This is a genomic window from Streptomyces lydicus (assembly GCF_000717345.1).
Taxonomy (GTDB): Bacteria; Actinomycetota; Actinomycetes; order Streptomycetales; family Streptomycetaceae; genus Streptomyces; species Streptomyces lydicus.
In genome coordinates this window covers 26,033-50,891 of record NZ_JNZA01000035.1, presented here as the reverse complement: position 1 = coordinate 50,891, position 24,859 = coordinate 26,033, and the positions used below count along the sequence as shown (strand labels likewise).

Annotated in this window: 25 protein-coding genes; 11 read left to right on the top strand and 14 right to left on the bottom strand. The window is 73.5% G+C overall.

Translation table 11 applies throughout. The annotated features are described in order from the left end of the window. The first annotated feature begins 39 nt into the window (after nt 1-39). Entirely contained in the window at nt 40-942 is a 903-nt protein-coding gene (locus tag OO62_RS28135; protein ID WP_051733673.1) for a transporter substrate-binding domain-containing protein, read from the top strand. Here OO62_RS28135 and OO62_RS28130 read toward each other — a convergent pair. Beyond that, the gene (locus OO62_RS28130; protein WP_051733672.1) at nt 882-1,496 is read right to left on the bottom strand and encodes a dihydrofolate reductase family protein; all 615 of its coding nucleotides are present in this window, start codon (nt 1,494-1,496) and stop codon (nt 882-884) included. The genes OO62_RS28135 and OO62_RS28130 overlap by 61 nt on opposite strands. A gap of 152 nt (nt 1,497-1,648) precedes the next feature. Between OO62_RS28130 and OO62_RS28125 the strand changes: the two genes are divergently transcribed. Together OO62_RS28125 and OO62_RS28120 are read left to right on the top strand one after the other, a co-directional pair. Next, the gene (locus OO62_RS28125) at nt 1,649-3,211 is read left to right on the top strand and encodes a S53 family peptidase (RefSeq protein ID WP_033270423.1); all 1,563 of its coding nucleotides are present in this window, start codon (nt 1,649-1,651) and stop codon (nt 3,209-3,211) included. 84 nt (nt 3,212-3,295) lie between these two features. Next, a complete protein-coding gene (locus tag OO62_RS28120) occupies nt 3,296-3,505 on the top strand; it encodes a hypothetical protein (RefSeq protein WP_051733671.1) in 210 nt (69 codons plus the stop codon). A 76-nt stretch (nt 3,506-3,581) separates the two neighbouring features. Here the strand turns inward: OO62_RS28120 and OO62_RS28115 are convergent, their stop codons facing one another. The 3 genes from OO62_RS28115 to OO62_RS28100 all read right to left on the bottom strand — a co-directional run bounded on the left by OO62_RS28115 (nt 3,582) and on the right by OO62_RS28100 (nt 6,767). Further along, nucleotides 3,582-4,646, bottom strand: coding sequence for a trypsin-like serine peptidase (locus OO62_RS28115; RefSeq protein WP_398742057.1), 1,065 nt, complete (start codon nt 4,644-4,646; stop codon nt 3,582-3,584). Nucleotides 4,647-4,820: 174 nt separating this feature from the next. Next, nucleotides 4,821-5,756, bottom strand: coding sequence for an SDR family oxidoreductase (locus OO62_RS28110; RefSeq protein ID WP_078617391.1), 936 nt, complete (start codon nt 5,754-5,756; stop codon nt 4,821-4,823). Nucleotides 5,757-5,846: 90 nt separating this feature from the next. Then, nucleotides 5,847-6,767, bottom strand: a complete 921-nt coding sequence (locus tag OO62_RS28100; RefSeq protein ID WP_033270421.1) for a DUF4429 domain-containing protein — start codon at nt 6,765-6,767, stop codon at nt 5,847-5,849. Nucleotides 6,768-6,932: 165 nt separating this feature from the next. Here OO62_RS28100 and OO62_RS28095 point away from each other — a divergent pair, with 165 nt between their 5' ends. The 4 genes from OO62_RS28095 to OO62_RS28080 all read left to right on the top strand — a co-directional run bounded on the left by OO62_RS28095 (nt 6,933) and on the right by OO62_RS28080 (nt 12,211). Next, on the top strand, nt 6,933-8,612 hold the full coding sequence (locus OO62_RS28095) for an alkaline phosphatase D family protein (RefSeq protein ID WP_078617390.1): 1,680 nt from the start codon (nt 6,933-6,935) through the stop codon (nt 8,610-8,612). A 146-nt stretch (nt 8,613-8,758) separates the two neighbouring features. Continuing rightward, the gene (locus OO62_RS28090; RefSeq protein WP_033270420.1) at nt 8,759-10,066 is read left to right on the top strand and encodes a multidrug effflux MFS transporter; all 1,308 of its coding nucleotides are present in this window, start codon (nt 8,759-8,761) and stop codon (nt 10,064-10,066) included. Between the two features lie 107 nt (nt 10,067-10,173). Continuing rightward, on the top strand, nt 10,174-11,229 hold the full coding sequence (locus OO62_RS28085) for a serine hydrolase domain-containing protein (RefSeq protein WP_033270451.1): 1,056 nt from the start codon (nt 10,174-10,176) through the stop codon (nt 11,227-11,229). 31 nt (nt 11,230-11,260) lie between these two features. Further along, nucleotides 11,261-12,211 (top strand): small ribosomal subunit Rsm22 family protein, encoded by a 951-nt coding sequence (locus tag OO62_RS28080; RefSeq protein WP_033270419.1) that lies wholly within the window; start codon nt 11,261-11,263, stop codon nt 12,209-12,211. 24 nt (nt 12,212-12,235) lie between these two features. Here OO62_RS28080 and ddaH read toward each other — a convergent pair whose 3' ends face one another. Together ddaH and OO62_RS40040 are read right to left on the bottom strand one after the other, a co-directional pair. Next, nucleotides 12,236-13,084, bottom strand: a complete 849-nt coding sequence (gene ddaH / locus OO62_RS28075) for a dimethylargininase (protein WP_228332422.1) — start codon at nt 13,082-13,084, stop codon at nt 12,236-12,238. Nucleotides 13,085-13,205: 121 nt separating this feature from the next. Further along, a complete protein-coding gene (locus tag OO62_RS40040; protein WP_164993270.1) occupies nt 13,206-13,382 on the bottom strand; it encodes a DUF6243 family protein in 177 nt (58 codons plus the stop codon). Nucleotides 13,383-13,540: 158 nt separating this feature from the next. Here OO62_RS40040 and OO62_RS28070 point away from each other — a divergent pair, with 158 nt between their 5' ends. Both OO62_RS28070 and OO62_RS28065 read left to right on the top strand, forming a co-directional pair. Then, nucleotides 13,541-14,140 carry a TetR/AcrR family transcriptional regulator gene (locus OO62_RS28070; RefSeq protein WP_033270418.1) on the top strand — a complete coding sequence of 200 codons (600 nt, stop codon included), beginning with the start codon at nt 13,541-13,543 and terminating at the stop codon, nt 14,138-14,140. A gap of 161 nt (nt 14,141-14,301) precedes the next feature. Continuing rightward, complete coding sequence (locus tag OO62_RS28065; protein ID WP_033270417.1) at nt 14,302-15,054, top strand: bifunctional DNA primase/polymerase; 753 nt, start codon at nt 14,302-14,304, stop codon at nt 15,052-15,054. Between the two features lie 81 nt (nt 15,055-15,135). On the opposite strand, the gene OO62_RS28060 is transcribed toward OO62_RS28065, so the two are convergent. From OO62_RS28060 to efeO, 4 genes are read right to left on the bottom strand one after another with little or no spacing between them, the layout of a single operon-like run. Next, complete coding sequence (locus OO62_RS28060) at nt 15,136-16,065, bottom strand: SCO2278 family lipoprotein (RefSeq protein WP_466978258.1); 930 nt, start codon at nt 16,063-16,065, stop codon at nt 15,136-15,138. Beyond that, nucleotides 15,998-16,990 carry an iron uptake transporter permease EfeU gene (efeU, locus tag OO62_RS28055; protein ID WP_033270415.1) on the bottom strand — a complete coding sequence of 331 codons (993 nt, stop codon included), beginning with the start codon at nt 16,988-16,990 and terminating at the stop codon, nt 15,998-16,000. The genes OO62_RS28060 and efeU overlap by 68 nt, the downstream gene beginning before the upstream one ends. A gap of 45 nt (nt 16,991-17,035) precedes the next feature. Beyond that, complete coding sequence (efeB, locus tag OO62_RS28050; RefSeq protein WP_033270414.1) at nt 17,036-18,373, bottom strand: iron uptake transporter deferrochelatase/peroxidase subunit; 1,338 nt, start codon at nt 18,371-18,373, stop codon at nt 17,036-17,038. A 24-nt stretch (nt 18,374-18,397) separates the two neighbouring features. Then, complete coding sequence (gene efeO, locus OO62_RS28045; RefSeq protein WP_033270413.1) at nt 18,398-19,552, bottom strand: iron uptake system protein EfeO; 1,155 nt, start codon at nt 19,550-19,552, stop codon at nt 18,398-18,400. 294 nt (nt 19,553-19,846) lie between these two features. Here efeO and OO62_RS28040 point away from each other — a divergent pair, with 294 nt between their 5' ends. Continuing rightward, nucleotides 19,847-20,557 carry a PhzF family phenazine biosynthesis protein gene (locus tag OO62_RS28040; RefSeq protein WP_033270449.1) on the top strand — a complete coding sequence of 237 codons (711 nt, stop codon included), beginning with the start codon at nt 19,847-19,849 and terminating at the stop codon, nt 20,555-20,557. Between the two features lie 23 nt (nt 20,558-20,580). On the opposite strand, the gene OO62_RS28035 is transcribed toward OO62_RS28040, so the two are convergent. Together OO62_RS28035 and map are read right to left on the bottom strand one after the other, a co-directional pair. Continuing rightward, nucleotides 20,581-21,294 carry a biliverdin-producing heme oxygenase gene (locus OO62_RS28035; protein ID WP_078617388.1) on the bottom strand — a complete coding sequence of 238 codons (714 nt, stop codon included), beginning with the start codon at nt 21,292-21,294 and terminating at the stop codon, nt 20,581-20,583. Nucleotides 21,295-21,509: 215 nt separating this feature from the next. After that, entirely contained in the window at nt 21,510-22,367 is an 858-nt protein-coding gene (gene map / locus OO62_RS28030; protein WP_033270412.1) for a type I methionyl aminopeptidase, read from the bottom strand. Between the two features lie 66 nt (nt 22,368-22,433). On the opposite strand from map, the gene OO62_RS28025 reads away from it, so the two are divergent. Continuing rightward, nucleotides 22,434-22,664, top strand: coding sequence for a hypothetical protein (locus tag OO62_RS28025; protein ID WP_033270411.1), 231 nt, complete (start codon nt 22,434-22,436; stop codon nt 22,662-22,664). A gap of 37 nt (nt 22,665-22,701) precedes the next feature. Here OO62_RS28025 and OO62_RS28020 read toward each other — a convergent pair whose 3' ends face one another. Together OO62_RS28020 and OO62_RS28015 are read right to left on the bottom strand one after the other, a co-directional pair. Next, nucleotides 22,702-23,967, bottom strand: a complete 1,266-nt coding sequence (locus OO62_RS28020; RefSeq protein ID WP_078617395.1) for an MFS transporter — start codon at nt 23,965-23,967, stop codon at nt 22,702-22,704. A 197-nt stretch (nt 23,968-24,164) separates the two neighbouring features. After that, nucleotides 24,165-24,794, bottom strand: a complete 630-nt coding sequence (locus OO62_RS28015) for a hypothetical protein (RefSeq protein WP_033270410.1) — start codon at nt 24,792-24,794, stop codon at nt 24,165-24,167. Between the last annotated feature and the right edge of the window lie 65 nt (nt 24,795-24,859).

The following is a 24,859-nucleotide window of genomic DNA, read 5'->3' as shown; positions in this document are numbered from 1 at the left end:
GACGCATGACGCCGGGCAGCCGGCGGGAACGGGGGAGAGATGACCACAGGAGCCGCACGCGCCCCGCACGGACGGCGCCGTGCCCGCCGGCACCGCGCGCTCGCGGCCGCGGCGCTGGCCACGCTCGCCGCGTCGGCCGCCGCCTGCGGCACGTCGGAGCCGCCGTCGCTCTTCGCGTCCGGCAAGGTCTCGGTCGGGGCGAAGAACGACCAGCCGGGGACGGGCGTGGTCCACACCTACAAGTTCTCCGGGTTCGACATCACCGTCGCGCGGCAGATCCTCGCGTCCGTCGGTGCCGAGCCGGACTTCGGGATCGTGCCGTCCGAGGACCGCAGCGCGGTGCTCACCGGGAAGAAGAAGGACCTGGTCGTGGCGACGTTCTCGATCACCGTCGACCGGATGAAGGAACTGGACTTCGCGGGCCCGTACGCCTCGACGTACCAGGGCATCCTGGTGCGCCGGAACGACCACCGGATCCGCAAACCGGACGACCTCTTCGGCAAGCGCGTCTGCACCTGGCCGGGAACCACCTCGGCGACCACGCTGGAGGGCCCGGAGTACAGCCGGATCGCGGTCTACGAGCGGCCGGACGCCTCCAGCTGCCTCGCCGACCTCAAGGTCAAGAAGGTCGCCGACGCGGTCTCGACCGACCAGATGATCCTGTACGGCTTCACCCAGGAGAACCCCGACCTGCGGGTCGTCCCCGACCTCACCTACGGCTCCGCCAACCACTACGGCATCGCCATGAACAAGGGGCACCGCAAGGACTGCCTGCGGCTGCGTGACGCGCTGCGCGAGTACGTCGGCAGCAACACCTGGAGCCACGACTTCTCGACCTCGCTGTGGTCCATCCCGAAGGCCGACCCCACCTGGGAGACCGACTACCGGCCGCGCGAGGAGACCATCGACGCGCTCTCCTGCCGGGACCGGCCCAGCGCCTGACGCCCGTAGTGGAGCAGGACGACCCCGTTGCCGAAGGTCCGGCTCCCGATGAGCGTGAGGCCCCTACGGGTGTCCGCGGACGGGAAGAGCGGCCTGCCGCGGCCGAGGACGACGGGGTGGACGTAGAGGCGGTACTCGTCGACCAGGTCGTGGCGCAGGAAGGACGCGGCCAGGTCGGCGCCGCCGAGCGCCAGGTCCCCGCCGGGCCGCGCCTTGAGCGCCTCGATCTCGTCGACGTCGACCTCCCGCGCGATCGTCGTGTTCCAGTCGGCCCGCGGCAGGGTCCGGGAGTACACGATCTTGGGCATCTCCCGCCAGATGGCGGCGAATTCGGCCTCCGGGCCGGTGGCTGCGGGGTCGGCGTCGGCGGTGGGCCAGTAGCCGGCCATCAGCTCGTGGGTGACGCGCCCGCTGAGGAAGGCGCCCATCGCGGCGAGCTGCTCGTTGAAGTGGCGGTGCAGCTCGTCGTCGACCAGGTGCCAGTCGAGCTCGCGGTCCGGGCCCTCGAAGAAGCCGTCCACGGACACCGACATCATCAGCACGATCTTCCTCATCGCACCCCTCGCCTCCTGCCCCGCCGCACCCCGCGCCGCGGTCGCCGCGGCGCCCGTCGAGGTGGGTCACGGGCGCGACCCTACGCCCGGCCGGGCCCGCGGCGGCGGCCTCGACATGCGGGCGGAGCGTTACCGGGCCGATACTTTGTGCTATGAATGAGCAATTTGTCCCCATTCCCGGCAGTGAACGCTCGGCGGCGCCCCAGGCGCGCTCCGCCGGCCCCCTCGCCGCGTCGGCGCCCGTCGAGGCCACCATCGTGCTGCGGCGCCGCGCGGAGGTCCCCCACGAGCTGGTGACCGGGCCCGAGACCATCCCGCAGCCCGAGCTGGCGGAGCGGTACGGCGCCGAGCCCGCCGACGCCGACCGTGTGCGCGACGTCCTGAGCCGCTTCGGCGTACGGGTGACCGACGTCGACCTGGCCTCCCGGCAGATGCGGGTGACGGGCACCGCGGAGCAGATGACCGCGGCGTTCCGCACCGAACTCTCCCGGGCGGCCAGCCCCGACCCGGCCGGCGGCGCACCCGTCGAACACCGGCACCGCGAGGGCACGCTGGAGGTGCCCGCGGAGCTGGACGGCCTGATCGTGGCGGTGCTCGGCCTGGACGACCGCCCGCAGGTGCGTCCCCATCTGCGGCACGCCCATGCCGAGGCCCGCCGGATCTCCTACAAGCCGACGGAACTCGGGAACGTGTACCACTTCCCGCCCGGGACCGACGGCAGCGGCCAGGTCCTGGCCGTGGCCGAATTCGATGGCGGTTACCGGAAGGGGGACCTCGACGCCTACTTCCGCTCGCTCGGTCTGCCGACGCCGCAGGTGACCGCGGTGAGCGTCGGGACCGGCCGCAACCACCCCGGCCGGGACGCGGACGTCGAGGTGGTGCTGGACATGCAGGTCGCGGGCGCGCTGGCGCCCGGCGCCGAGCAGAAGGTGTACTTCGCCCCCAACACCGACCAGGGCTTCATCTCCGCGGTGAGCCAGGCCGTGCACGCCACGCCCACGCCCGCCGCGCTGAGCATCAGCTGGGGCGCGCCGGAGGAATTCTGGACCGAGCAGGCCCGTGCCGCGTTGGACGAGGCGTTCGCCGACGCCGCGGCGCTCGGTGTGACGGTGTGCGTGGCGGCCGGCGACGACGGCAGCGACGACGGCGTCCACGACGGCCGGGCGCACACCGACTTCCCGGCGTCCAGCCCGCACGCCCTGGCCTGCGGCGGCACCAGCCTGGACGCCGACCCCGCCACCGGTGAGGTGCACAGCGAACGGGTGTGGGGCGGCGACGGCGGCGGCGCCACCGGCGGCGGCGTCAGCGTGGCCTTCGGCCTCCCGGTCTGGCAGAACGCGGCCGGTGTTCCGCACAACGGCAGCGCCCCCGGGCGCGGCGTGCCGGACGTCTCGGGCGCCGCCGACCCCGCCACCGGCTACGAGGTGCTGGTCAACGGCCGGGCCACGGTCGTCGGCGGCACCAGCGCGGTCGCGCCCCTCTGGGCGGCGCTGACCTGCCGGCTGGTGGAGGCGCTCGGCCGTCCGCTCGGCATGCTCCACCCGCTGCTGTACTCCGGCGTGACGCCCGGACACACCTCGCGGGGTTTCCGGGAGATCAACGACGGAACCAACGGCGCCTTCCGGGCCGCCCCTGGCTGGGACGCCTGCACCGGCCTGGGAGTCCCGGACGGTACCGAACTGCTGGCGTCCCTGCGGGAGTTGACCTCCCGCTGAGGGCCGTCCCCGGGCCGGGCCCCCACCCGGCGCCCAGTACCCTCAGGTGGATTTCCTTCGCATGGGTGTACGGGTGGGGGCGGCATGCTCAAGCACTACTACCGGTTGGTGTACTGGAAGCGGCGGATCGGCCGCGCGCTGGGCAGCGGCCGCCGGGGGCCCCGGCGGCGCCGGCCCCGGCTCGCCCCGCACCTCCAGCCGTTCCTGGTGTTCGGCGCGCTGGTGGCGATCGCCGTCGCGGCGTCGGCGCTGGCCGGGGCGGGCTACGACGATTTCGGCTGGGCCCGGCCGTGACGGGCCCACCGGCCGTGACCGGGCGGCCCGTACGGCGGCCGGGCTCCCGGCGCGCCGCACGGTCCGTCCGCGTGCGTCAGGACGCCTGGGCCTTGTCGTACAGGGCCTTGGCGTCGTCGCCGAAGTACGGCCCGAACATCGTGTTCGGGAGGAACTGGTAGCCGAAGCTGTTGACCGAGGACTGCAGCCCGGTGCCGGTCTTCTCGTCGAACGAGGTGAACCACGGGCCGCCGCTGGAACCGCCGGTCATGTTGCAGGACAGGCCGTGGTCGTTGGAGAACAGCGGGTCCTTGAGGGTGGTGCCGCTGCAGTAGATCAGCTTGGTGCCGTCGTACGGCGCCGCGGCGGGGTAGCCGAAGGCGTACATGGCCTTGTTGTAGCCGGAGTTGAAGGACAGCCCCTGGCCGCCGACGACGTCGGTGAGCTTCTTGCCGTCGAGCGGGGCGACGACCGCCGCCCCCACGTCGTAGTTGATGTCCTCGCTCGCGGTCCACTGCGGGGTGGAGAGCGTCGAGGCGGCCGCCCACTTGCCGTACGGGGCCTGGCCGTCGTGGTAGCCGGGGACGAAGACCCAGTTGGTGTGCCAGGCGCCCTGCAGCTTCACGCAGTGCCCCGCGGTGAGCACCGTGCTCTTGTTGGCGCTGGTCACCGCGTCGCCGGAGCAGGAGGCGTTGCGGCCCTGATAGGTGAAGAACACCCGCCCGGTGGTCCTGGTGACCGCGCCCTGGCCGGTCCAGGGCCCGCCGGCCTGCGGGAGGACGCCGGACAGCGCCGCGGGCACGTGCGGGAGCCGGGGGAACCGCGGAAGGGTGGGCGGCACCTTCAGCGGGGCGCCGTGCGGGACCGCGCCGGCGGTGCGAAGGGCGGCGGACGCGCCGGATCCCTTCGCCGGGGCGCCGAGGTCCAGCGGGGCGGCGGCGCGCATCCGGTCCGCGGTCCAGAAGGCGTCGAGGGCGGCGCGCGGGGCGGGGGAGCGGTGGGAGCCGTGCGGCGTGGCGGCGCCGGCCGGGCCGGTGGGGAGCAGCAGGGCGAGCAGCGTGCCGGCGGCCGTCAGGGTGCCGAGCGCGGCCCGGGACCCGGCCCCGGTACGCGCCTTGGATATGCCGTCAACGGCCTTTGTGCCACGAGCGGTTCGTCTCACGCGTAACTCCTTCTGCGGGGGCCGCGCGCGGTACAGCGCGCGGCCGCGGGGGACGGGGCCGCGCGACCGCGGCCCGGCAGACGAGTGGTGCGGATCCGAGGTAAGGGTGCCACCGGAAGCGGCAGGAGGGCAGGGGGCGGACGGGGATCGGTGGCCCGGGAGTCCCCGTCGAGGTCAACCCCGGCCGATGTACGGCATGTTCGTCGCCAGCACGGTCGCGAACTGCACATTGGCCTCCAGCGGCAGCTCGGCCATGTGGACGACCGTGCGGGCGACATCGGCGGCGTCCATCACCGGCTCGGTCGCCATCTGCCCGTTCGCCTGCAGGATCCCGCTCTGCATCCGGCCGGTCATCTCGGTCGCCGCGTTGCCGATGTCGATCTGGCCGCAGGCGATCCGGTACGGACGGCCGTCCAGGGACAGCGACTTGGTCAGGCCGGTCACCGCGTGCTTGGTGGCGGTGTACGCGATGGAGTGCGGCCGCGGCGCGTGGGCGGAGATGGACCCGTTGTTGATGATCCGTCCGCCCTGCGGGTCCTGGTCCTTCATGACGCGGAACGCCGCCTGGGCACACAGGAACGCGCCGGTGAGGTTCACGTCCACCACCGCGCGCCAGTCGTCGTGTCCCAACTCCTCCAGCGGCCCCGTCCTGCCGAAGGTGCCGGCGTTGTTGAAGAGCACGTCGAGCCGGCCGAAGCGGTCCCGTACGGCGGCGAAGAGGGCGTCGACCTGCTCGGGGCGGGTCACGTCGGTCGGCACGGTCAGCACCGCGGGGCTGTCGGGGCCGGTGAGGCCCATCAGGCGGGAGGTCTCCGCCAGCGCCTCGGCGCGCCGGCCGGCCAGCGCCAGCGTCCAGCCGGCCTCGGCCAGGGCCCGGGCCACCGCCCGTCCGATGCCGGAACCGGCGCCGGTGACCACGGCCACCTTCCGGGGCGCCGCCCCGCCCTGCCGGGCCTCCTGCGGCGCCGAGGCCGTCTGCGCGCTCTGCCCGGCCCGTGAGGCGGGGGCCGGCAGCGTCGGCCGGGTCGCGGTCGCCGCCCCGCCCACCTGTCCGGCCCGCGCCGTCGGGGATGCCTGTGCCGCCCGTGCCCGCTCTGTGTTCTGTGCCATGGCGGCAGCGTAAACGCCGCACCCGGAGCAGACCGGGCGGCCGCGGCGCGTCTCGCGGATCGGACGCGCCGGGTCCGGCCCGGCGCACCGTCAGGGGGTGTGGAAGCGCCGCAGGACGGCGGCCTTGGTGGCGGTGAACTCGTCCTCGGTCAGGATGCCCTCCTGGCGCAGCGTGCCCAGTTCGCGCAGCCGGCGCAGCAGGGCGTCGTGGTCCTCGGCGGGGGCGGCCGCCGGCCCGGGGGCGGGGAGCGCCCGGGAGTCCGCGGACGGTGCGAGGGCGGCCGGGGCGTCCGCGGTCCTGGTGCCGGCGGCCGGGTGCGGCAGCCGGACCGTCACCGCGGCCGCCAGCAGCGCCGTGGTGCCGCTCTCCTTCTTGAAGCCCCACAGCTCGATGGAGTTGGGGTCGTGCTCGGGCTTGGGACGGTCGGTCGTGTGGTGCGTACGGAAGCGGAGGTAGCCGGACTCCAGGCCCGCGGCGGCCCGCCACTCCACCGCCGCCAGATCGGCCAGTGCGAACTCCCGGGGGCCGTGATTCCGTTTGATCTCGCTGGTGTTCCAGCGCCACTCCAGTGTCACCCGCTCGCCGTCGAAGGCGGCCACCCCGTCGACCCCGGCGGCGGTCAGCGGCACGGCCGGGCCGGGCAGCAGGTAGCGGTCGCAGGGCCCGTCCGGTATCTGTTCCAGCAACAGGGCCTGCCGCACCGTGTCGACGAAGTACTCGGCGACGTCGACCCGCCCGGCGTCCACCGCCATCTGGTACGGGTTCGCGTCGTCCGGCAGGCCGCCGCCGGTGACCATCAGCAGCGGGTCGGCGCCGTCCCGTAGTCGCAGGCGTAACCGGCCGCCCTTGCGGGCCGGTTCGTGGGCGATGCCGGCCAGCGCGGTCAGCGGCACCGTGAACTCGCCCAGGTCCTGGCGGAGTTTGTGCACCCCGCGCTCCCGCCCGGGCACGATGCGCACGCCCTCCCCGTCGAAGCTCCAGCTGCCGTCGCGCCCCATCAGTTCAGCCATGGTCCGAATCCTACGGAGCCACGCCCGGTGCCGTGATTGTCCGGGCGCGTCCGATGCGGGTCCAAGCATCATCCCGCGGTCACGCATGCGTCGTGCACGGGACAGCGGCGCGCCGTCCCGCACCCCTCCAATCCTTGGGGACAACCGCCGCCAGGGGAGGGCCAGATGCCGCAGACCGCAGCGTACGAGCAGGAGATCCGGGCAGCCGCCGCACACCTCGCGCACGCGGTGCGCCCCGCGCGGGCAGGCGCCGGCGCGCACGTCGGCCGCCGGCGTTTCCTCACCGCCACCGGGGCCGCCGCCGCACTCGCCTTCGCGACCAACCTGCCGGGCGCGGGCGCCGCGTACGCCGCCGAGGCCGACGCCCGCAAGATCACCGAGAACCCCTTCACCCTCGGCGTCGCCTCCGGGGACCCGCAGCCCGGCTCCGTGGTGCTGTGGACCCGCCTCGCGCCGCGCCCGTACGAGCCGAGCGGGGAAGGCATGCCGCATGCCAGAGTCACCGTCCGCTGGGAAGTCGCCTACGACGAGCACTTCACGCGGCTGGCCGGCCGGGGCCGGGCGGAGGCGCACCCGGAGTTCAACCACTCCGTGCACATCGAGCCCACCGGTCTCGCGCCCGACCGCGTCTACTACTACCGCTTCCGGGCCGGCAGCTGGATCAGCCCCGTCGGCCGCACCCGCACCGCGCCCGCCCGCAGCGCCCAGCTCTCCGAGCTGAAGCTCGCCGCGGTCTCCTGCCAGGCGTACCACGACGGCTACTTCACGGCGTACCGGCACCTGGCGCAGGAGGACCTCGACGTCGTCTTCCACCTCGGCGACTACCTCTACGAGTACCCGGTCGGCGCGCACGGCGGCGCCCGCGCCTACACCGACCGCACGCTGCCCGCGCTGTTCAACCGCGAGACGGTCACGCTGGAGGACTACCGGCTGCGCTACGCCCTCTACAAGTCCGACCCGGACCTCCAGGCCGCGCACGCCGCGCACCCCTTCATCGTCACCTGGGACGACCACGAGGTGGAGAACAACTACGCCTCCGACATCAGCGAGGACGCCCTGCCGCCCGCCGAGTTCCTCATCCGCCGGGCCGCCGCCTACCGCGCGTACTGGGAGAACCAGCCGCTGCGCCGCCCGCAGCGGCCCGACGGCCCCGACGCCCGGCTCTACCGGCGCCTGCAGTACGGCCGGCTCGCCCAGTTCGACATCCTCGACACCCGCCAGTACCGCTCCGACCAGGCTTACGGCGACGGCTGGCACACCCCGGGCCCGGAGTCCGAGGACCCCCGTCGCACGCTGACCGGCGCCACCCAGGAGCGCTGGCTGATCGACGGCTGGCGGCAGTCCACCGCCCGCTGGAACGTGCTGCCGCAGCAGGTCACCTTCGCCGAGCGGCGCAACGCCACCGGCCCCGGCTACCAGGTCAGCATGGACGCCTGGGACGGCTACCCGGCCTCCCGCGAACGGGTCCTGGCGGGCGCGGAAGCCGCCGGGGTGGACAACCTCGTCGTACTGACCGGCGATGTGCACGTGCACTACGCCTTCGACATCAAGCGGGACTTCACCGACCCCCGCTCGCGCACCGCGGGCGTGGAGTTCGTCACCACCTCGATCAGCAGCGGCAAGAACGGCGCGGACAAGCCCGCCAACTGGGAGACGTACCTGGCCGCCAACCCGCACATGAAGTTCTACAACGGCCGCCGCGGCTACCTGACCGTGACCCTGGACGAGGCGACCGCCCGCGGCGACTACCGCACGGTGTCCGCCGTCACCACCCCCGGGGCGCCGGTGCGCACCGCCGCGTCCTTCGTCACCGAGGCCGGCGACCCGGGCCTCAAGCCCGCCTGATCCAGGGGTCGTACGCCCCGCCGGGACCGGGGTCCCGGGCCCGGCGGGACGTATGTCCTAGGTCCAATGGAGGGCCCCGAGGACGGCTGGAACCCGCCCCGTGCATGACACCATGGTGCAGCCATCACCGACCCATGGAGACGCTCATGACGGAGCCCGGGACCCGCGCTGCCGAGACGGGGGATTCGCCCGCGATAGCCGGGCGGGACGCGGCACCCGGTGCCCCCGGGGTACGGCCGTCGTCCCGCCGCACCAGCCTCCTGGTCACCTTCGTCCTCGGGGGTCTCACGGCGGTGCCGCCGCTCTCCATGGACATGTACCTGCCGGCCCTGCCGCAGGTCACCGCCGTGCTGCACAGCCCGGCGGCCACCGTCCAGCTGACCCTGACCACCTGCCTGGCCGGGATGGCGCTGGGCCAGATGATCGTCGGGCCGATGAGCGACAAGTGGGGGCGCCGCCGTCCGCTGCTGGCCGGCATGGTGATCTACGTGCTGGCCACCGCGCTGTGCGCGCTCGCCACCGACGCCGAGGTGCTCATCGCCTTCCGGCTGCTCCAGGGCCTGGCGGGCGCCGCCGGCATCGTCATCGCCCGGGCGGTGGTGCGCGACCTCTACGACGGCGTCGCGATGGCCCGCTTCTTCTCCACGCTCATGCTGATCTCCGGCGTGGCCCCGGTCGTCGCCCCGCTCATCGGCGGGCAAATCCTCCAGATCACCGACTGGCGCGGCGTCTTCGTCGTGCTGACCGCCGTCGGCCTGGCCCTCACCGCCCTGGTCTGGCGCACCCTGGACGAGACCCTGCCGCCCGAGCGCCGGCACCCCGGCGGCCTGGGCGAGGCGCTGCGCACCATGCGCGACCTGCTCGCCGACCGGGTGTTCTCCGGCTACCTGCTCGTCGGCGCCTTCGCCTTCGCCGCCCTCTTCGCCTACATCTCGGCCTCCCCGTTCGTCATCCAGGAGATCTACGGCGCCTCCCCGCAGGTCTTCAGCCTGCTCTTCGGCATCAACTCCGTCGGCCTGGTCGCGGTCGGCCAGCTCAACGGCAAGCTGCTGGTCGGCCGGGTCGGCCTGGACAAGGTGCTGGGCACCGGCCTGGCGGTGACCGCGCTGGCCGCCACCGCCCTGCTGCTGATGGGCTCCGGCCTCTTCGGGCACGTCGGGCTGGTCCCCATGGCCGCCGGCCTGTTCGTCCTGATGGCCTCCATGGGCCTGATCATGCCGAGCACCAACACCCTGGCCCTGCTGCGCACCCCGCACGCGGCCGGCTCCGCCTCGGCGCTGCTGGGCACCTCGACCTTCCTGCTGGGCTCGGTGGCCTCCCCGCTGGTGGGCGTCGCGGGCGAGCGGACCGCCGTACCGATGGCCCTCGTCCAGCTGTGCTGTGCCGTTTTGGCGCTCGTGAGCTTCCTGGGACTGTGCCGCCCGTGGCAGCGTAGGGAGGAGAGCACCCCGTAGGGGTATCGCAGAGGGAGGACCGGACCCTGAGCGCACCGAGACTCACCTACGGCACGCCGACCCGGGCGGGGCTGGACCCGGCCTGGGTGGAGCGGCTGGTGCGTGGCGTGTGCGCGCTGCCCGAGGGCCGGCCGTCGTGGTGCCCGGGCGCGGTGGTGCTGGCCGGCCGCGGCCCGGTCGTGGTCGCCGAGGCCGCCGCCGGCTGGGCCCACCGCTACCGGGCGTACGACCCCGCGCAGGACCGCGGCCTCGATCTGCCGCGCGACCTGTGGGAGCCGATGCGGGTCGGCACCGTCTTCGACCTCGCCTCGCTCAGCAAGCTCTTCACCGCCATCGTCGCGATCCAGCAGGTCGAACGGGGCCGGCTGTTCCTCAACGACCCGGTCCGGGCGCACCTGCCGGCCTTCGCCCCGGGCATCACCGTCCGGCAGCTGCTCACCCACACCTCCGGGCTCGCCCCCGAGCTGCCGTTCTACGAGCGCGCGGAGCGCGGCGCCCAGCTGGAGCTGCTGTGGCGCGAGACCGCCGCCCCCACCGGCCGCCCCGACACCAGCTACCTCTACTCCGACCTCAATCTGATCTGCCTCCAGCTGATCCTGGAGCAGCTCACCGGGCGCCCCTTGGACGCGCTGGTCCGCGAGGGCATCACCGGCCCGCTGGGCATGTCCAGCACCTGCTACGGCCCGCTGGCGCCGCACGGGGTGGCGGCCACGGAGGACCAGCGGCGCCCCTGGGCCAAGGTCGACCGCGGGATGCTCCGCGGCGAGGTGCACGACGAGAACGCCTGGGCGCTGGGCGGGGTGGCCGGCCACGCGGGCCTCTTCTCCACCGCCCAGGACCTGGCCGTGCTGTGCCGCACGCTGCTCAACGGCGGCGCGTACGGCACCGCCCGGATCCTCGGCGCCGGCGCGGTCGCCGCCCTGCTCGATCCGCCCGGCCTCGGCTTCGGCATCGACCAGCCGTATTTCATGGGGGAGTTGGCGGGCCGCGGCGCCGCCGGGCACACCGGTTTCACCGGCACCAGCCTGCTGCTGGACCGCGCCACCGACACCTTCCTGATCCTGCTCGCCAACACCGTCCACCCGCGCCGCCGCACCGGCGGCAGCGCCCCGCGCGCCGCGGCCGCCACCCGGCTGGCCAGAGCGGTGGTCCGGGGCGGCTGAGGGGCCCTTCCGGCGCCGTAGAATTCCTTCAATGCACGAGGAACTGCGCGCCGCACTGGCCGGCCTGCTCGACGGCCTGCCGCCCAAGCAGGCCGCGCAGGCCGTGGACCGCCTGATCGCCAACTACCGGGGCCGCACCCCCACCGACGCCCCGGTGCTGCGCGACCGCGCGGACGTGGCCGCGTATGCCGCCTACCGCATGCCGGCCACCTTCGAAGCCGTACGGGCCGCTCTGACCGCGTTCGCCGTCCGCGTCCCCGACTGGTCCCCGGCGACCCACGTCGACATCGGCGGCGGCACCGGCGCCGCCACCTGGGCCACCGCCGCCACCTGGCAGGGCCACCACAGCACCGTCCTGGACTGGGCCCAGCCCGCCCTCGACCTCGGCGCGGAACTGGCCGACGGCATCCTCCCCGGCACCGACTGGCAGCGCCGGACCCTCGGCGAAGGACTGACCCTGCCCGCCGGCACGGACCTGGTCACCGTCTCCTACGTCCTCGGCGAGCTGCGCCCCGAGGACCGCCGCGCCGTCGTCGCCGCGGCCGCCACGGCCACCGCCGTCGTCCTCGTCGAACCCGGCACCCCGGACGGCTACCTCCGCATCCGCGAGGCCCGCACCCAGCTCGTCGAGGCCGGCCTGCGCGTCGTCGCGCCCTGCCCGCACAGCGGCAGCTGCCCGATCGTCCCCGGGCAGGACTGGTGCCACTTCGCCGCCCGGGTCAACCGCTCCTCCCTCCACCGCCAGGTGAAGGGCGGCTCCCTGCCGTACGAGGACGAGAAGTTCAGCTACGTGGCCGCCACCACCCTCGACGCCGCCCCGGCCGCCGCCCGCATCGTCCGCAAGCCGCAGCTCCGCAAGGGCCAGGTCCTGCTGGACCTGTGCACCACGGCGGACGGGCTGGAGCGCACCACGGTCTCCAAGCGCCACGGCGCCGCGTACAAGGCGGCCCGCGACGCGGCGTGGGGCGACGACTGGGCCTGACCGGCCCGGCGGCCGCCCGGGGGCTCACCCCGGCCGCACCTCCGCCGTCACGCACTTCACGCTGCCGCCGCCCTTGAGCAACTCGCCCAGGTCCATCCCGAGGGGCTCGAACCCCCGCTCCCGCAGCGGCCCGAACAGCCCGACCGCGCCGGCCGGCAGCAGCACATGGAGCCCGTCGGACACCGCGTTCAGGCCGAACGCCGCGGCGTCGGCCGCCGACGCCACCACCGCGTCCGGGAACAGCCGCGCCAGCACCGCCCGGCTGCCGGGGGAGAACGCACCGGGGTAGTACATGATCTCCGCGCCCCGCCCGCCGGGCTCCCCGTCGCCCCCGTCCAGCACGCACAGCGCCGTGTCGAGGTGGTAGAACCGCGGATCGACCAGGTCCAGCCCGATCACCGGCCGCCGGAAGTACTCCTGGGCCTCCGCGTGCGACAGCGGGCTGCTGCGGAAGCCGCGGCCGGCCAGCAGCCAGGACGCGGTGACCGCGAAGTCCCCCTCGCCCTCGTTGATGTGCAGCGGCTCCCGTACGTCGGCGAACCCGTGCTCCCGGTACCACCGGGCGTGCACCGCGGCCTCGGCGCCGCGCTCGGCGAAGGCGAACCGCGCCCCGAGCACCCGCCCGTCCACGACGGTGGCGCCGTTCGCGGTGAAGACCATGTCGGGGCACCCGGGGTGCGGCACCAGCTCCTCGACGGTGTGGCCGAGCGCGCGGTAGCGGTCGCGCAGGTCCTCCCACTGGGCCTGCGCGACGGCGAGGTCGACCGGTTTGCCGGGGTCCATCCAGGGGTTGATGGAGTAGCTGACCCGGAAGTACGCGGGCGGGCACATCAGGTAGCGACGGGGGATGGCGCTGCGCCGGGGAGTACGCAAGGAGGGCTCCTCACGGTGACGGAACTCCGCGCGGGCACGCGATCCCGCCCGCGCTCAGGAGCATCGTCCGCCGTGCGGAGCCCTCGCGCCCGCACCGGAAGCCGTTCGGGTGGCTCCGGGCTCACTCCGTGCGCGCCCGCTCCTGGAATCTGCGCAGCAGATCACGCCGCTGTGCCTGCTCCTCGGCGCGCTCCCGGCCGCCGCGGCCGGCGCTCCCGCCGCCGCGCAGCGCACCGCGCGACAGCTTGCTCCGGGTGCCGCCGACGCCCAGCATGCCGCCCGCGTTTCCCTTGCTCATGGGATCCCCTCTCCTTGCCGCCGAACGAGGTCTCCACCGGACGGGAGACCTGCACCGAGCGAGACGGACCGTCTCGCTCTCACTGCCCCCACTATCCACGAGACGTTGCGTCTCGTCAAGACGATACGTCTCGCCTCTCTCTCGCTAGACTCCGCGCCATGGCCAACAAACCCGCCCCCGACGCCACCCGCCGCAGTGAGCGCTCCCGCCGTGCGATCTTCGACGCCGCCCTCGTGCTCGTCGGCGAGGTCGGCTACGACAAGCTCACGATCGAAGGCATCGCCTCCCGGGCCGGGGTCGGCAAGCAGACGATCTACCGCTGGTGGCCCTCCAAGGCCGCCGTCCTCCTCGACGCGTTCACCGCCGACGCCGACGAGGACTACGCCAAGGGCCTCCCGGACACCGGTGACCTGGCCGCGGACCTGAAGTTCGTGCTGCGGGCGACCGCCGACGAGTTCAACGACCCGGCCTTCCAGGCCCCCTACCGCGCCCTCGCGGCGGCCGGCGCCGGCGACGAGGAGCTCTCCCGTACCTTCGTCGGCCGGCTGCTGGAGCCCGGCATCCGCGTCTACGTCGAACGGCTGCGTGCGGCGCAGGAAGCCGGCGAGGTCGCCGCCGACGTCGATGTGCGGGTGGCCGCCGAGATGGTGCTGAGTCCCTTCTCACAGCGCTGGCTGATGCGCACCGGCCCCTTGACCTACGAGTTCGTCGACACCCTGGTCGACCAGGTACTGCGCGGTCTGCGGCCCCGCGACTGAGCCCGCCCGGCGGGCCGGGGTGGAGCGGCAACCTGTCGGCGATGAGGTGAATTGCCGGTATTGGTGCCCCCTTCGTTCACCCCGGATCTCCACACCGGTCACCCGAGGCGCAGGATGGTGGCAGCATTGATCCCAGACCACCGCTCGAAGTGAGGGGATAGATGGAACGCAAGAGCAGGTTCTCCCAGTGGCTGCGCCGGCCGAAGAGCGGATCGGACGGGCGCGATACGGACACGGGATCAGCGGCTGCCCGCAGCCGCGAGGACCTGCTGCTGGCCGCGGCCGGAGCGGGCTTCCCCATCGCCCCCGCGGCCCACCCCTCCGGCTACGGCTGTTCCTGCGAACGCATCGGCTGTCCCACCCCCGGCCGGCATCCCGTCTCCTTCGGCTGGCAGACCGTCGCCACCACCGACCGCGACAAGGTCGCCGCCTGGATCCGCACCCTCCCGCAGGCCAACTTCATCACCGCCACCGGCATCGCCCACGACGTGCTCGACGTCCCCGTCGAGGCCGGCCGCAGCGCCCTGGAACGGCTGGAGGCCGCGGGCATCGAGGTCGGGCCGATCACCCTCAGCGGGGCCGGCTTCGGCGACGGCCGGATGCTGTTCTTCACGGCCACCCGCGGCACCCCGGACGACGAGGACGAGTGGTGGCCCTGCGAGCTGGACTGCCACCCCGAGACCCTCGACGAGCACCCGGGCCTGCGCTGGCACTGCCGCGGCAGCTACGTCCTCCTGCCGCCCTCGACCCTCCCCGGCGACCAGCCCGCGGTGACCTGGCTGCGCGGCCCCGAGCTGCCGCTGCCGGACCCGCTGACGCTGCTGGAGTCGCTCACCGACGCGTGCGCCGAGTTCCACGACCGCACCGACCGCGAGCCCTACCACGAGACCGCGGCCTGGCCGATCGGCCGTTAGCGCGCACGCCGCGCGCCACCCGCACGCAGGACGAAGGGGCCGTCGGATCCGTCCGACGGCCCCTTCGTCCTGCGACCTGCGTTACTGCGCCCGCACCGAAGTGATCCGCTCGTTGCGGCTCAGCATCTGGATCTTGCCGCCGGCGTCCTCGGCCGGAACCTTCACCGCCTGCCCCGAGACCGTGGTGAACGTCAGCCGGTTGGAACCCTTCGGCGACCCCTCCACGATGCCCTGAAGGCTCGCCGGCACGGTGATCTTCGCGCCCTCGAACCACGTCTTCTGCGTGTGGTAGACGGTCGAGAAGAACACCAGCGCCCCGCCGTCCGCCGTGCGCAGCGCGACCGGCGGGTAGTCCGCCGGCTGATCCTCCCACTGGAGGCGGGCACCGACCTGGGTCGCCTGCTTCGCGCGCAGCGCCCGCAGCTTGTCGGTGTTCTTGCCGGGCGCGAAGGCGTCGCCCTTGCCGGTGTTGAGGTAGTCCGCGTAGGTCCGGCTCAGCTTGCCCGGGGCGACCGCCAGACCGGACCCGCCGCCGGCCGGCACCGCCTCGGCGTAGCCGTCCGCGTCCTTCTTCAGCTCCGGCGCCTTGTTGCCGTCGAAGGTGGCGAAGTACACCGCACGCCACTTCTCGTCGATGCCGTTGCGGCTGAACACCAGGAACCACCGGCTCGGCGAGCCGTCGGGGCCCTTGCGGTTGCTGAGCGCGTCCGCGACGAAGTACTTCGGCCAGCCCGCCTGCTTGGGCACGGTGAAGTGCGCGTCCTTGAACTCCAGCGGCGGGAAGGCCGGGTTGCCCTGCGGGCGCAGCGCGTGCGCCGCCTTCACCCCCGCCTGGTCGATGGCGAGCAGCGCGCCCGCCTCGATGGCGGGGTTCAGCGCCGGGTCGAGCTGACGGTTGGCCTTGTTGTAGCCGTCGGTGAAGTGCGCGAGCGCCTTGGCGCCCTCAGCCTTCCCCACCGCCGGCAGCATCTCCCTCTCGCCGTGCACCGTCATGCACCCGCTCAGTATCACCAGCGCCGTCGCTGCCGACGTCAGTGCTGCGGGCACCCGGAACGGCGACCTGCGTGTCATGGGGCTCGGGCTCCTTCGGGGCGACCGGGGCGGACTGGGCAGCCGCCGGGGTGGCACGATTCGGCGCAACCCTACCGGGGGCGAAGAAGAACGACAGCGTGGGGACCAGATACAGAGCCCACACCGTGACCTGGAGGACGGTCGGGTCCGGCTGGAAGTTGAAGATGCCCTTGAGGAGGGTGCCGTACCAACTGTCCGCCGGGATCTGCGCGCTGATGTCGAACGCCTGCGAGCCGAGCCCCGGCAGGATGTCCGCCTCCTGAAGATCGTGGAAGCCGTACGCCAGCACGCCCGCCGCGACCACCACCAGCATGGCGCCGGTCCAGGTGAAGAACTTCGCCAGGTTGATCCGCACCGCGCCGCGGTAGAACAGCCAGCCCAGCACGACGGCCGTCAGCAGCCCCAGCAGCGCCCCGATCAGCGGCCGTACGCCGTCGTTGGCGGACTGCGCGGCGGTCCAGATGAACAGCGCGGTCTCCAGGCCCTCCCGGCCGACCGACAGGAACGCGGTGATCACCAGCGCCACGGTGCCCATCTGCAGCGCCGCGTCCAGCTTGCCGTGCAGCTCCTTCTTCAGATGCCGCGCGGTGCGCCGCATCCAGAAGACCATCCACGTCACCAGGCACACCGCGATGATCGACAGCGAACCGCCGAGCGCCTCCTGCGCCTTGAACGTCAGCGTCTCCGAGCCGAACTGGAGCGCCGCACCGAACGCGAACGACAGCACCACCGCGAGGGTGATGCCGAGCCAGACCGGGCGCAGCGCCTCCCGCCTGCCGGTCTTGACCAGATAGGCGATCAGGATGCAGACGACGAGGCTGGCTTCCAGGCCCTCGCGCAGACCGATCAGGTAGTTGCCGAACACGCCGGTCCCTTCCCTTCCTTGAACTTCATCGCCATGTCGGCGGTGTCAGGCGAACAGCTGCCGGCCCCACCAGTCGTCCGCATTCCGGACGCCCGGCGGGACCGCGAAGACCGCTGAACCCACGTGCTGGATGTACTCGTTGAGCGCGTCGTTGGCCGCCAGCCGCCGCTGGAGGGGGACGAAGCCCTCGCGGACGTCGCGCTGGTAGGCGAGGAAGAACAGCCCCGCGTCCAGCCGCCCCAGGCCGTCCGTGCCGTCGGTGAAGGAGTAGCCGCGGCGCAGGATGCGTATCCCGCCGTTGGTGTCCGGGTGCGCCAGGCGGACGTGCGCGGTCGGCAGCATCGACTTCAGATGCGGCTCGTCGCGCTCGTTCTTCCGGCCGACCGGGGCGCCCTCGCCCTTGTCGCGGCCGAAGACGTCCTCCTGCTCCTTGAGCGAGGTGCGGTCCCAGGTCTCGATGTGCATCCGGATCCGGCGGGCGACGAGGTAGGAGCCGCCGGCCATCCAGCCGGCCTTGCCCTTCTCGTCCTTCTCGCCGACCCACACGTGCTTGTCCAGCGCCGCGGTGTCGGTGCCCGCGATGTTCCGGGTGCCGTCCTTGAAGCCCAGCATGTTGCGCGGCGTCTGGGCGTCCGGCGTCGTCGAGGACGTCTTGCCGAAGCCGAGCTGCGACCAGCGGATGGCGATCTTGCCCATGCCGATCCGGGCCAGGTTGCGGATCGCGTGCACCGCGACCTGCGGGTCGTCCGCGCATGCCTGGATGCACAGATCGCCGCCGCTGCGCGTCTTGTCGAGGTTGTCGCCGGGGAACTGCGGCAGGTCGATCAGCGCCTCGGGCCGCCGGTCCTTGAGGCCGAACCGGTCCTTGCCGTCCTTCTCGAACAGCGTCGGTCCGATGCCGAAGGTCAGGGTGAGCCGGGACGGCGGCAGACCGAGCGCCTCGCCGGTGTCGTCCGGCGGGGCCTCCGCCAGTCCGCCGACCGCGCCGTCGCCGACCGCGTCGCCGGCCGTCATCCGCGCGGCCGCCTTCGTCCACTCCTTGAGCAGCGCGATCAGCTCGTCGCGGTCGTCGGTGGTGACGTCGAACGCGGCGAAGTGCAGCCGGTCCTGGACGGCGCTGGCGATGCCCGCCTGGTGCGCGCCGTGGAAGGTGATGGCGGCGCCCGCGGTGGCGTCCGCGCCGGCCGGCTGGGCGTCGCTGCCGGTGCGCAGCGCCGCCGCCGTCCCGCCGGCCGCGACCGCGCCGAGCGCCAGCCCGGCCCCGCCCCAGCCGATCAGCGAACGCCGGGAAGGCGTCCGCCCGTTGGCCGGCTGCGTGCCCTCGGCACCCTTCTCGTTGCCGGCGGTCGCGTCCGTGCTCGTCTTGCCGTCGTCGTGCGTCATCTTGACCCCTTGCCCTGCGGCGGACTACTTGACGGTGGCCACGGCGGCGGCCAGCTTGGACAGCGGCTCCGCGAGCGCGTTGACGCCGTCGGACAGCTCCTTGCGCTCGCTCTTGGAGACCGTGTCGTACGAGGCGAAGCCGTCGGCGGCCTTGTCGTCGCGGTGCTTGTCGAGCTGCGCGTGGATCGCCGTGAACTGCTTGTCCAGCTCCTTGGCCAGCGCCGGCTCGTTCTTGGCGGCGACCGGCTTCAGCAGCTCGTACGCCTTCTCGGCGCCCTCGACATTGCCCTGGAAGTCGATCAGGTCGGTGTGGCTGTAGCGCTCTTCCTCACCGGTGACCTTGCCGGTGGCCACCTCGTCGAGCAGCTCCTTGGCGCCGTTGGCCATGCTGGTCGGGGTGATCTCGGCCTTGCCGACCCGCTTCTGCCAGTCCTTCAGGTCGGTCATCAGCTGGTCGGCGAGCTTCTTGTCGTCCCCGGAGATCTTCTTGGTCTCCCACAGGGACTTCTCCAGCTTGTGCCAGCCGGTCCACTTCTGGCCCGGCTCCAGCCCGTCGGCCCGCACATCGACCTTGGGGTCGATGTCACCGAAGGACTCGGCCACCGGCTCGGTGCGCTCCCAGCCGACGCGGGAGAGCGCGTACGCCTTCTTCGCCGCCTCCAGGTCGCCGGCCTTGACCGCGTCGGCGAACTTCTGCGCCTTCGGGAGGGTCTGGTCGGCCTGCTCCTGCACGTACGTGCGGTAGGCGGCGACCGCGGCGTCCAGCTTCGGGTCGCGCTTGGCCGTGCCGGCGGCCTTGCCGCTGGCGGTGACCTTCTGCCGGATGCCGTTGCCCTTCATGCCCGGCTTGCAGGCGATCTCGTACGAACCGGCCTTGACCTCGGCGGTGATCTCCGCGCTGGTGCCGGGCCCGATGTTCTCCCGCTCGGTCACGATCCGGTCGCCCGGCGCGTAGACGTACACCTCGGTGACCTTGGAGCCCTTGTTCTGCACCGCGAAGCGGACGTGCCCGGCGGGGAACTCCTTGGTGGAGAGCTCGCAGCTGGAGTCGGTCGCGGTCACCTCGACGGTCCCCTTGCCGCCCCCTTTGCCGTCGTTCTTCGCGGCGCAGCCGGCGACGGCGGTGACGGCCGCCGCCGCGGCGACGGCGGCGACGGCGGAGGAGCGAAGGGCTCGCATACGGGGCTCCAAGCGGGCTCGGATGTACGGAAACGACGTACGGAACAATAGACAGGGGTCAGGGTCGCCACTAAGGCGGCCCTAACTTATCTGAGGCTTACCTACTTCTGGCCACTCTGTCCAGTGATCCCGCTCTCATGCGCAACGGCCCGATCACGGATCGGCCCGCCCGGGGTCACGGAACCGTCACGCGCGGGTCAAGGTAAGGGCCGCCCTCGCTTACCGGTCATGACCTGCGCTTTCGCCGGCCCGGCGACCCCTGGCGCCCGCCGGCCCCTGCGATTCAATGGCCCGATGACCGACATCGAGGTGCTCCGGGTGTTCTGCGGGCCGGACGGGGCCGCGGGTAACGCGCTGGGCGTCGTACGCGACGGCGCGGCGGTCCCGGGCGACGCCGAGCGGGCCGCGCTCGCCGCCCAACTCGGCTTCAGCGAAACGGTGTTCCTCGACGACGCCGCGCGCGGCACCGTCGACATCCGCACCCCGAGCGTCCCGCTCCCGTTCGCCGGCCATCCGCTGGTCGGGCTGGCCTGGCTGCTGCGGAGCCTGGGGCGGCCGCCGCGCGTCCTGCGCCCGCCGGCCGGCGAGGTCGAGGTCCGCTTCGAGGGCGACCTCACCTGGGTGCGCGGCCGCGCGGAGTGGGTGCCGTCGCGCCGGACCGCACGGTACGCCTCGGCGGCCGAGGTCGACGCACTTCCCGCGCCGCCGCCGGGCGAGGGGTGGCTCTACGCCTGGGCGTGGCAGGACGAGTCCGCGGGTGTGGTGCGCGCGCGGGGGTTCCCGCGCCGCATTGAGGAGCGCGGCGTCAGCCGCTCCGGTGGAGCCGGTGCTCGTACCGGGGCGATCGTCGAGGACGAGGCCACCGGCGCCGCCGCCGTGCTGCTGACCCATGAGCTGGGCCGGCCCCTGGACATCCGCCAGGGCGCCGGCTCGCAGCTCCTCACCCGGCCGTACCCGGACGGCACCGTCGAGGTCGGCGGCCGGGTGCGGCGCGAGGTGCCGTAGGGCCCGCGCGGGCCGACGTGGGCCTACGCGCTCAGCGGGAACTGCTCGCCCAGCTCCCGGAAGACCGCGGTGTTGAGCCGGAAGGCGAGCTTGCACTCGTCGACGACCCGTTGCTTCTCCAGGTCGTCCAGCGGCAGCGCGTCCAGCAGCGCGCGGTAGGCGCGCTTGAAGGCGGCGGGGTTGGCGATGTCCTCGAAGACGTAGAACCGCACGCCGTCGCCCTTGCGGGCGAAGCCCCAGGTCTTCTCGGCCGTGCCGCGGATGATCTGGCCGCCGGAGAGGTCGCCGAGGTAGCGGGTGTAGTGGTGGGCGACATAGCCGGCCGGCCAGTCGCGGGCACAGGCGGTGACCCGGTCCGCGTACGCGGCGGTGGCCGGCAGCGGCGCCAGCCCGTCGCGCCAGGACGGGCCGCCGAGGTGGGCGAGGTCGCGCTCCAGCTCGGCGGTGCGGGCCAGCTCGGGGCGGAGGAAGGGGCCGGCGACCGGATCCCCGGCGAGCGCCCCGGAGGCGTCCTCCAGCGCGCGGTAGAGGAACCACAGCTGTTCGGTGTAGCGGCGGTACGCCGTCACGCCGAGCCTGCCGCCGAGGAGGTTGCTCATGAACGGCGCGTGCTCGGCCTCGGTGTGCTGGTCGTGCGAGGCGGTACGGATGACCGTGGAGAACGGCGTCGCGGGCGCGGGCGCGGGGGGCGGGGCGCCGGACGAGCGGCGCGGGCCGGTCGGGCTGGACGCTGCCAAGGCGGACCTCCGGGGCCGTGGGGAGCGGCCGGGAACGGGGACCGCGGTGACGGGGTCCCACCGGGCCGCCCGGCACCTGGCCGGTGCCTGGGTCAACCTTTCCCGACGTCCTGTCGGTAAACCAGCCTACGCCTGTTCCCGACATCCTGTCGGTAAAAGTTCCGGCCAGGGACCGGTGACGGCGGGGCCCGACGCGGCAGACCCCGCCGGCCGCGTCAGGGGAGGGTGAGGATCTCCGCCCCGGTGTCCGTGACCACCAGCGTGTGCTCGAACTGCGCGGTCCGCTTGCGGTCCTTGGTGACCACCGTCCAGCCGTCCTGCCACATGTCGTACTCGTGCGTGCCCAGCGTCAGCATCGGCTCGATGGTGAAGGTCATGCCGGGCTTGATGTCGGTGGTGTGGTGCGGGCTGTCGTAGTGCGGAACGATCAGGCCGGAGTGGAAGGACGAGTTGATGCCGTGACCGGTGAAGTCACGGACCACGCCGTAGCCGAAGCGCTTGGCGTAGGACTCGATCACCCGGCCGATGATGTTGATCTGCCGGCCCGGCTTGACCGCCTTGATCGCGCGGTTGAGCGCCTCCTGGGTCCGCTCCACCAGCAGCCGGGACTCCTCGTCGACCTCGCCGCACAGGTACGTGGCGTTGTTGTCGCCGTGCACACCGTGGATGTACGCGGTCACGTCCAGGTTCACGATGTCGCCGTCCTTGAGGACGGTCGAGTCCGGGATGCCGTGGCAGATGACCTCGTTGAGCGAGGAGCACAGCGACTTGGGGAAGCCCCGGTAGCCGAGCGTGGACGGGTAGGCGCCGTGGTCGCACATGAACTCGTGGGCGACCCGGTCCAGTTCGTCGGTCGTCACACCGGGCTGGATGTGCTTGGCGGCCTCCGCCATCGCCTGCGCGGCGATCCGGCCGGCGATCCGCATCTTCTCGATCGTTTCGGCGTCCTGCACCTCGGGCCCCGTATAGGGCGTGGGCGCGTCCTTCCCGACGTACTCGGGGCGCCGGATCGAGGCGGGGACGGGGCGGGTGGGGGAGATCTTCCCCGGGACAAGAAGCGACTGGCCAGACATGCCAGCGAGTGTATCCGCGGGCCGTCGGGCAGGATGAAGGTCACGGAAGACCCACAGGAGGCGGCGATGGCGCTGTTCAAGAGACGGACGGCCGGTAAGCCCGGCGAGTGGTACTACTGCCTCAAGCACAAGAAGGTCGAGGACGGCCCCGAGTGCCGGGCCGCCGACCGCTTCGGCCCCTACGCCACCCGCGAGGAGGCCGCGCACGCCATGGCCACCGCGCAGGAGCGGAACGTGGAGTGGGAGACCGACCCCAGGTGGCAGGACACGGGCCGGAGCGGCCCCGACGAGGACTGAACCGCCGGCCCCGCCCCGCCGGCCGGACCGGCGCGGGTCAGGCGACGGCCGGGGCCGCGCCGGGATCCCGCGGTGCGGCGCCGTCCCGGTCCCCGCGCCCGCTCCCGGCGGCCCGCCGCTCCCGCATCCGCCGGGCGTGCTCATCCGTCCGGGAGTCGTACGCCATCAGCTTCGGCAGGCCCAGCGCCAGCAGCGCCACCCCCGCGAAGCACAGCAGCCCGCCCGCCGACACCGACGCCCGCACGCCCGTCAGCGCCGCCATCCCGCCGGCCCGGACCTGGCCCAGCTGCGGGCCCGCCGAGTACGACAGCAGCTCGATGCCGGCCAGCCGGCCGCGCAGCTCGTCGGGGATGGTCTGGTTCCACAGCGCCGAGCGGAAGATGCCGCTGATCATGTCGCAGGAGCCGGCCAGTGTCAGGCACAGCAGCACCAGCCAGACGTCGTGCAGCAGCCCGGCGGCGGTGATCGCCAGCCCCCACCCGGCGGCGGCCAGGGCGATCGCCCGGCCCTGCCGGTGCACCCGCGACGTCCAGCCGCTGGTCAGGCTCACCACCAGGGACCCGGCCGGCAGCGCCGCGTACATCAGCCCCAGCGCCCAGGGCGCGTGCAGGTCCTCGGCGAGGAACGGGAACACCGCCAGGGGGAAGGCGAACAGCATCGCGGTCAGGTCGATCGCGTAGGTGCCCAGCAGCTCCTTGCGGCTCCACGCGTAGCGCGCGCCCTCGGCGATCCCGCGCAGCGACGGCTTGCGCGCCTCGTGCGCGGCGGGCTGCGGCGCGAGCCGCACCGCGAGCAGCACGGAGATCCCGTAGGTGGCCGCATCGATGGCGTACGCCCAGGTCAGGCCGGCGTACGCGAGCAGGCCGCCGGCCAGCGCCGGGCCCGCGACGGCGCCGATCTGCCAGCGCAGCGCGTTGAGCGCGGCGGCTGCGGCGAGCTGGTCGTGCGGGACGATCCGCGGCACGATCGCGTCCAGGGCCGGCCGCTGGAGACCGGTCAGCGCGCTGGACACCGCCGCGGTCGCGTACAGCGGCCATACGAAGGGGTGCGGCAGCAGGCTGTTCAGGAGCAGCACCACGGCGATCACGCCGAGCGCGCTCTCCGTCCACAGGATCAGCCGGCGGCGGTCCATGGCGTCCGCGAGCGCACCGCCGTACAGCCCGAAGACGATCAGCGGGACGAGTTCCACCGCACCCAGCGCACCGACCGCGAGGGTGGAGCCGGTCAGCTCCTTGAGTTGCAGCGGCAGCGCCACGAAGGTCAGGAAGCTGCCGAAGACGGTGATCGCGCCCGCGCACCACATCAGCCGGAAGTCGTGCGAGGAGCGCCAGGGAGCCGGGTCCGGCAGCAGGGCGCGCAGGCGCCGGCGCGCGGGCCGTCCGGGGGCGGGGGATGGGGGGTCGTCCGAGGTCACGGTGCACCATCGTCCGCCCGGGCGCGGGCCGGCGCAAAGGATTTACGCCCCGGCCGGCCGGGGCCCGCCCGGGCCCGGATGCCCGCTCACCAGCGCGGTGGCGGCGGGGCGGTCAACTGGTCGGCGAGACGGGCCAGTCGGTCGCGGAAGCGGCGCCGCCGGCGGGGCGCGGGCAGGCTGTTCTCGCCGGCCGCCGCGCTCACCAGGTGCTGGACGGTGTCGAGGTCGAGGTCCTGGGCGGTCCCGGCGGCGCCCTCGGGCGGGCCCGGCGGGGCGGCGAGCGCGTCATGGGCGAGGGCGTGCAGATCCCGGTCACCGCCGTCCAGGGCGAGCACCGTCGCACCGTTGCGCCGGGCGTCGTGCACCCGCTCCAGCAGCCCGGCGCCGGGCTGCTCCGGCGTCACGACCAGCAGCGTCTCGCCGCGCCCGGCCGCCGCCAAGCGCCCGAGACCCACCGCGAGATGAGCCGGCGCGCCACCCGGGACGCGATGCCGCACCAGCGTCGGCGACAGCTCCGGCAGCCCCGACCAGGCGGCCTCGTCGTCCAGATGGGCGGCCAGGTGCCAGGGCTCGTAGGCGGCGCTGCCGACCAGCAGCAGCCCGCCGCCGTGCGCGGCCACGGCGGTACGCAGCGACCCGGCGAACCGCCGGGTGTCCTGGATCCACTCGGTCCCGGCGAGCACCTCACGCAGCAGCGCGACCCGTACGGCATCCATGCCGGCATCCTTCCCCGGGCCCGGGACGCCTGGTTGTGCCTTCAACGGCATTCACCCGTACGGGA

Coding starts and splice junctions, on each gene's coding strand:
- OO62_RS28095 (WP_078617390.1), top strand. CDS start 6,933: ATGCCGCAGACCGCAGCGTACGAGCAGGAGATCCGGGCAGCCGCCGCA.
- OO62_RS28065 (WP_033270417.1), top strand. CDS start 14,302: ATGGAACGCAAGAGCAGGTTCTCCCAGTGGCTGCGCCGGCCGAAGAGC.
- OO62_RS28130 (WP_051733672.1), bottom strand. CDS start 1,496: ATGAGGAAGATCGTGCTGATGATGTCGGTGTCCGTGGACGGCTTCTTC.
- OO62_RS28100 (WP_033270421.1), bottom strand. CDS start 6,767: ATGGCTGAACTGATGGGGCGCGACGGCAGCTGGAGCTTCGACGGGGAG.
- efeO (WP_033270413.1), bottom strand. CDS start 19,552: ATGCGAGCCCTTCGCTCCTCCGCCGTCGCCGCCGTCGCCGCGGCGGCG.
- efeB (WP_033270414.1), bottom strand. CDS start 18,373: ATGACGCACGACGACGGCAAGACGAGCACGGACGCGACCGCCGGCAAC.
- OO62_RS28025 (WP_033270411.1), top strand. CDS start 22,434: ATGGCGCTGTTCAAGAGACGGACGGCCGGTAAGCCCGGCGAGTGGTAC.
- OO62_RS28070 (WP_033270418.1), top strand. CDS start 13,541: ATGGCCAACAAACCCGCCCCCGACGCCACCCGCCGCAGTGAGCGCTCC.
- map (WP_033270412.1), bottom strand. CDS start 22,367: ATGTCTGGCCAGTCGCTTCTTGTCCCGGGGAAGATCTCCCCCACCCGC.
- OO62_RS28040 (WP_033270449.1), top strand. CDS start 19,847: ATGACCGACATCGAGGTGCTCCGGGTGTTCTGCGGGCCGGACGGGGCC.
- OO62_RS28080 (WP_033270419.1), top strand. CDS start 11,261: ATGCACGAGGAACTGCGCGCCGCACTGGCCGGCCTGCTCGACGGCCTG.
- OO62_RS28135 (WP_051733673.1), top strand. CDS start 40: ATGACCACAGGAGCCGCACGCGCCCCGCACGGACGGCGCCGTGCCCGC.
- OO62_RS28125 (WP_033270423.1), top strand. CDS start 1,649: ATGAATGAGCAATTTGTCCCCATTCCCGGCAGTGAACGCTCGGCGGCG.
- OO62_RS40040 (WP_164993270.1), bottom strand. CDS start 13,382: ATGAGCAAGGGAAACGCGGGCGGCATGCTGGGCGTCGGCGGCACCCGG.
- OO62_RS28020 (WP_078617395.1), bottom strand. CDS start 23,967: ATGTGGTGCGCGGGCGCGATCACCGTCTTCGGCAGCTTCCTGACCTTC.
- OO62_RS28120 (WP_051733671.1), top strand. CDS start 3,296: ATGCTCAAGCACTACTACCGGTTGGTGTACTGGAAGCGGCGGATCGGC.
- OO62_RS28090 (WP_033270420.1), top strand. CDS start 8,759: ATGACGGAGCCCGGGACCCGCGCTGCCGAGACGGGGGATTCGCCCGCG.
- OO62_RS28110 (WP_078617391.1), bottom strand. CDS start 5,756: ATGGCACAGAACACAGAGCGGGCACGGGCGGCACAGGCATCCCCGACG.
- OO62_RS28015 (WP_033270410.1), bottom strand. CDS start 24,794: ATGGATGCCGTACGGGTCGCGCTGCTGCGTGAGGTGCTCGCCGGGACC.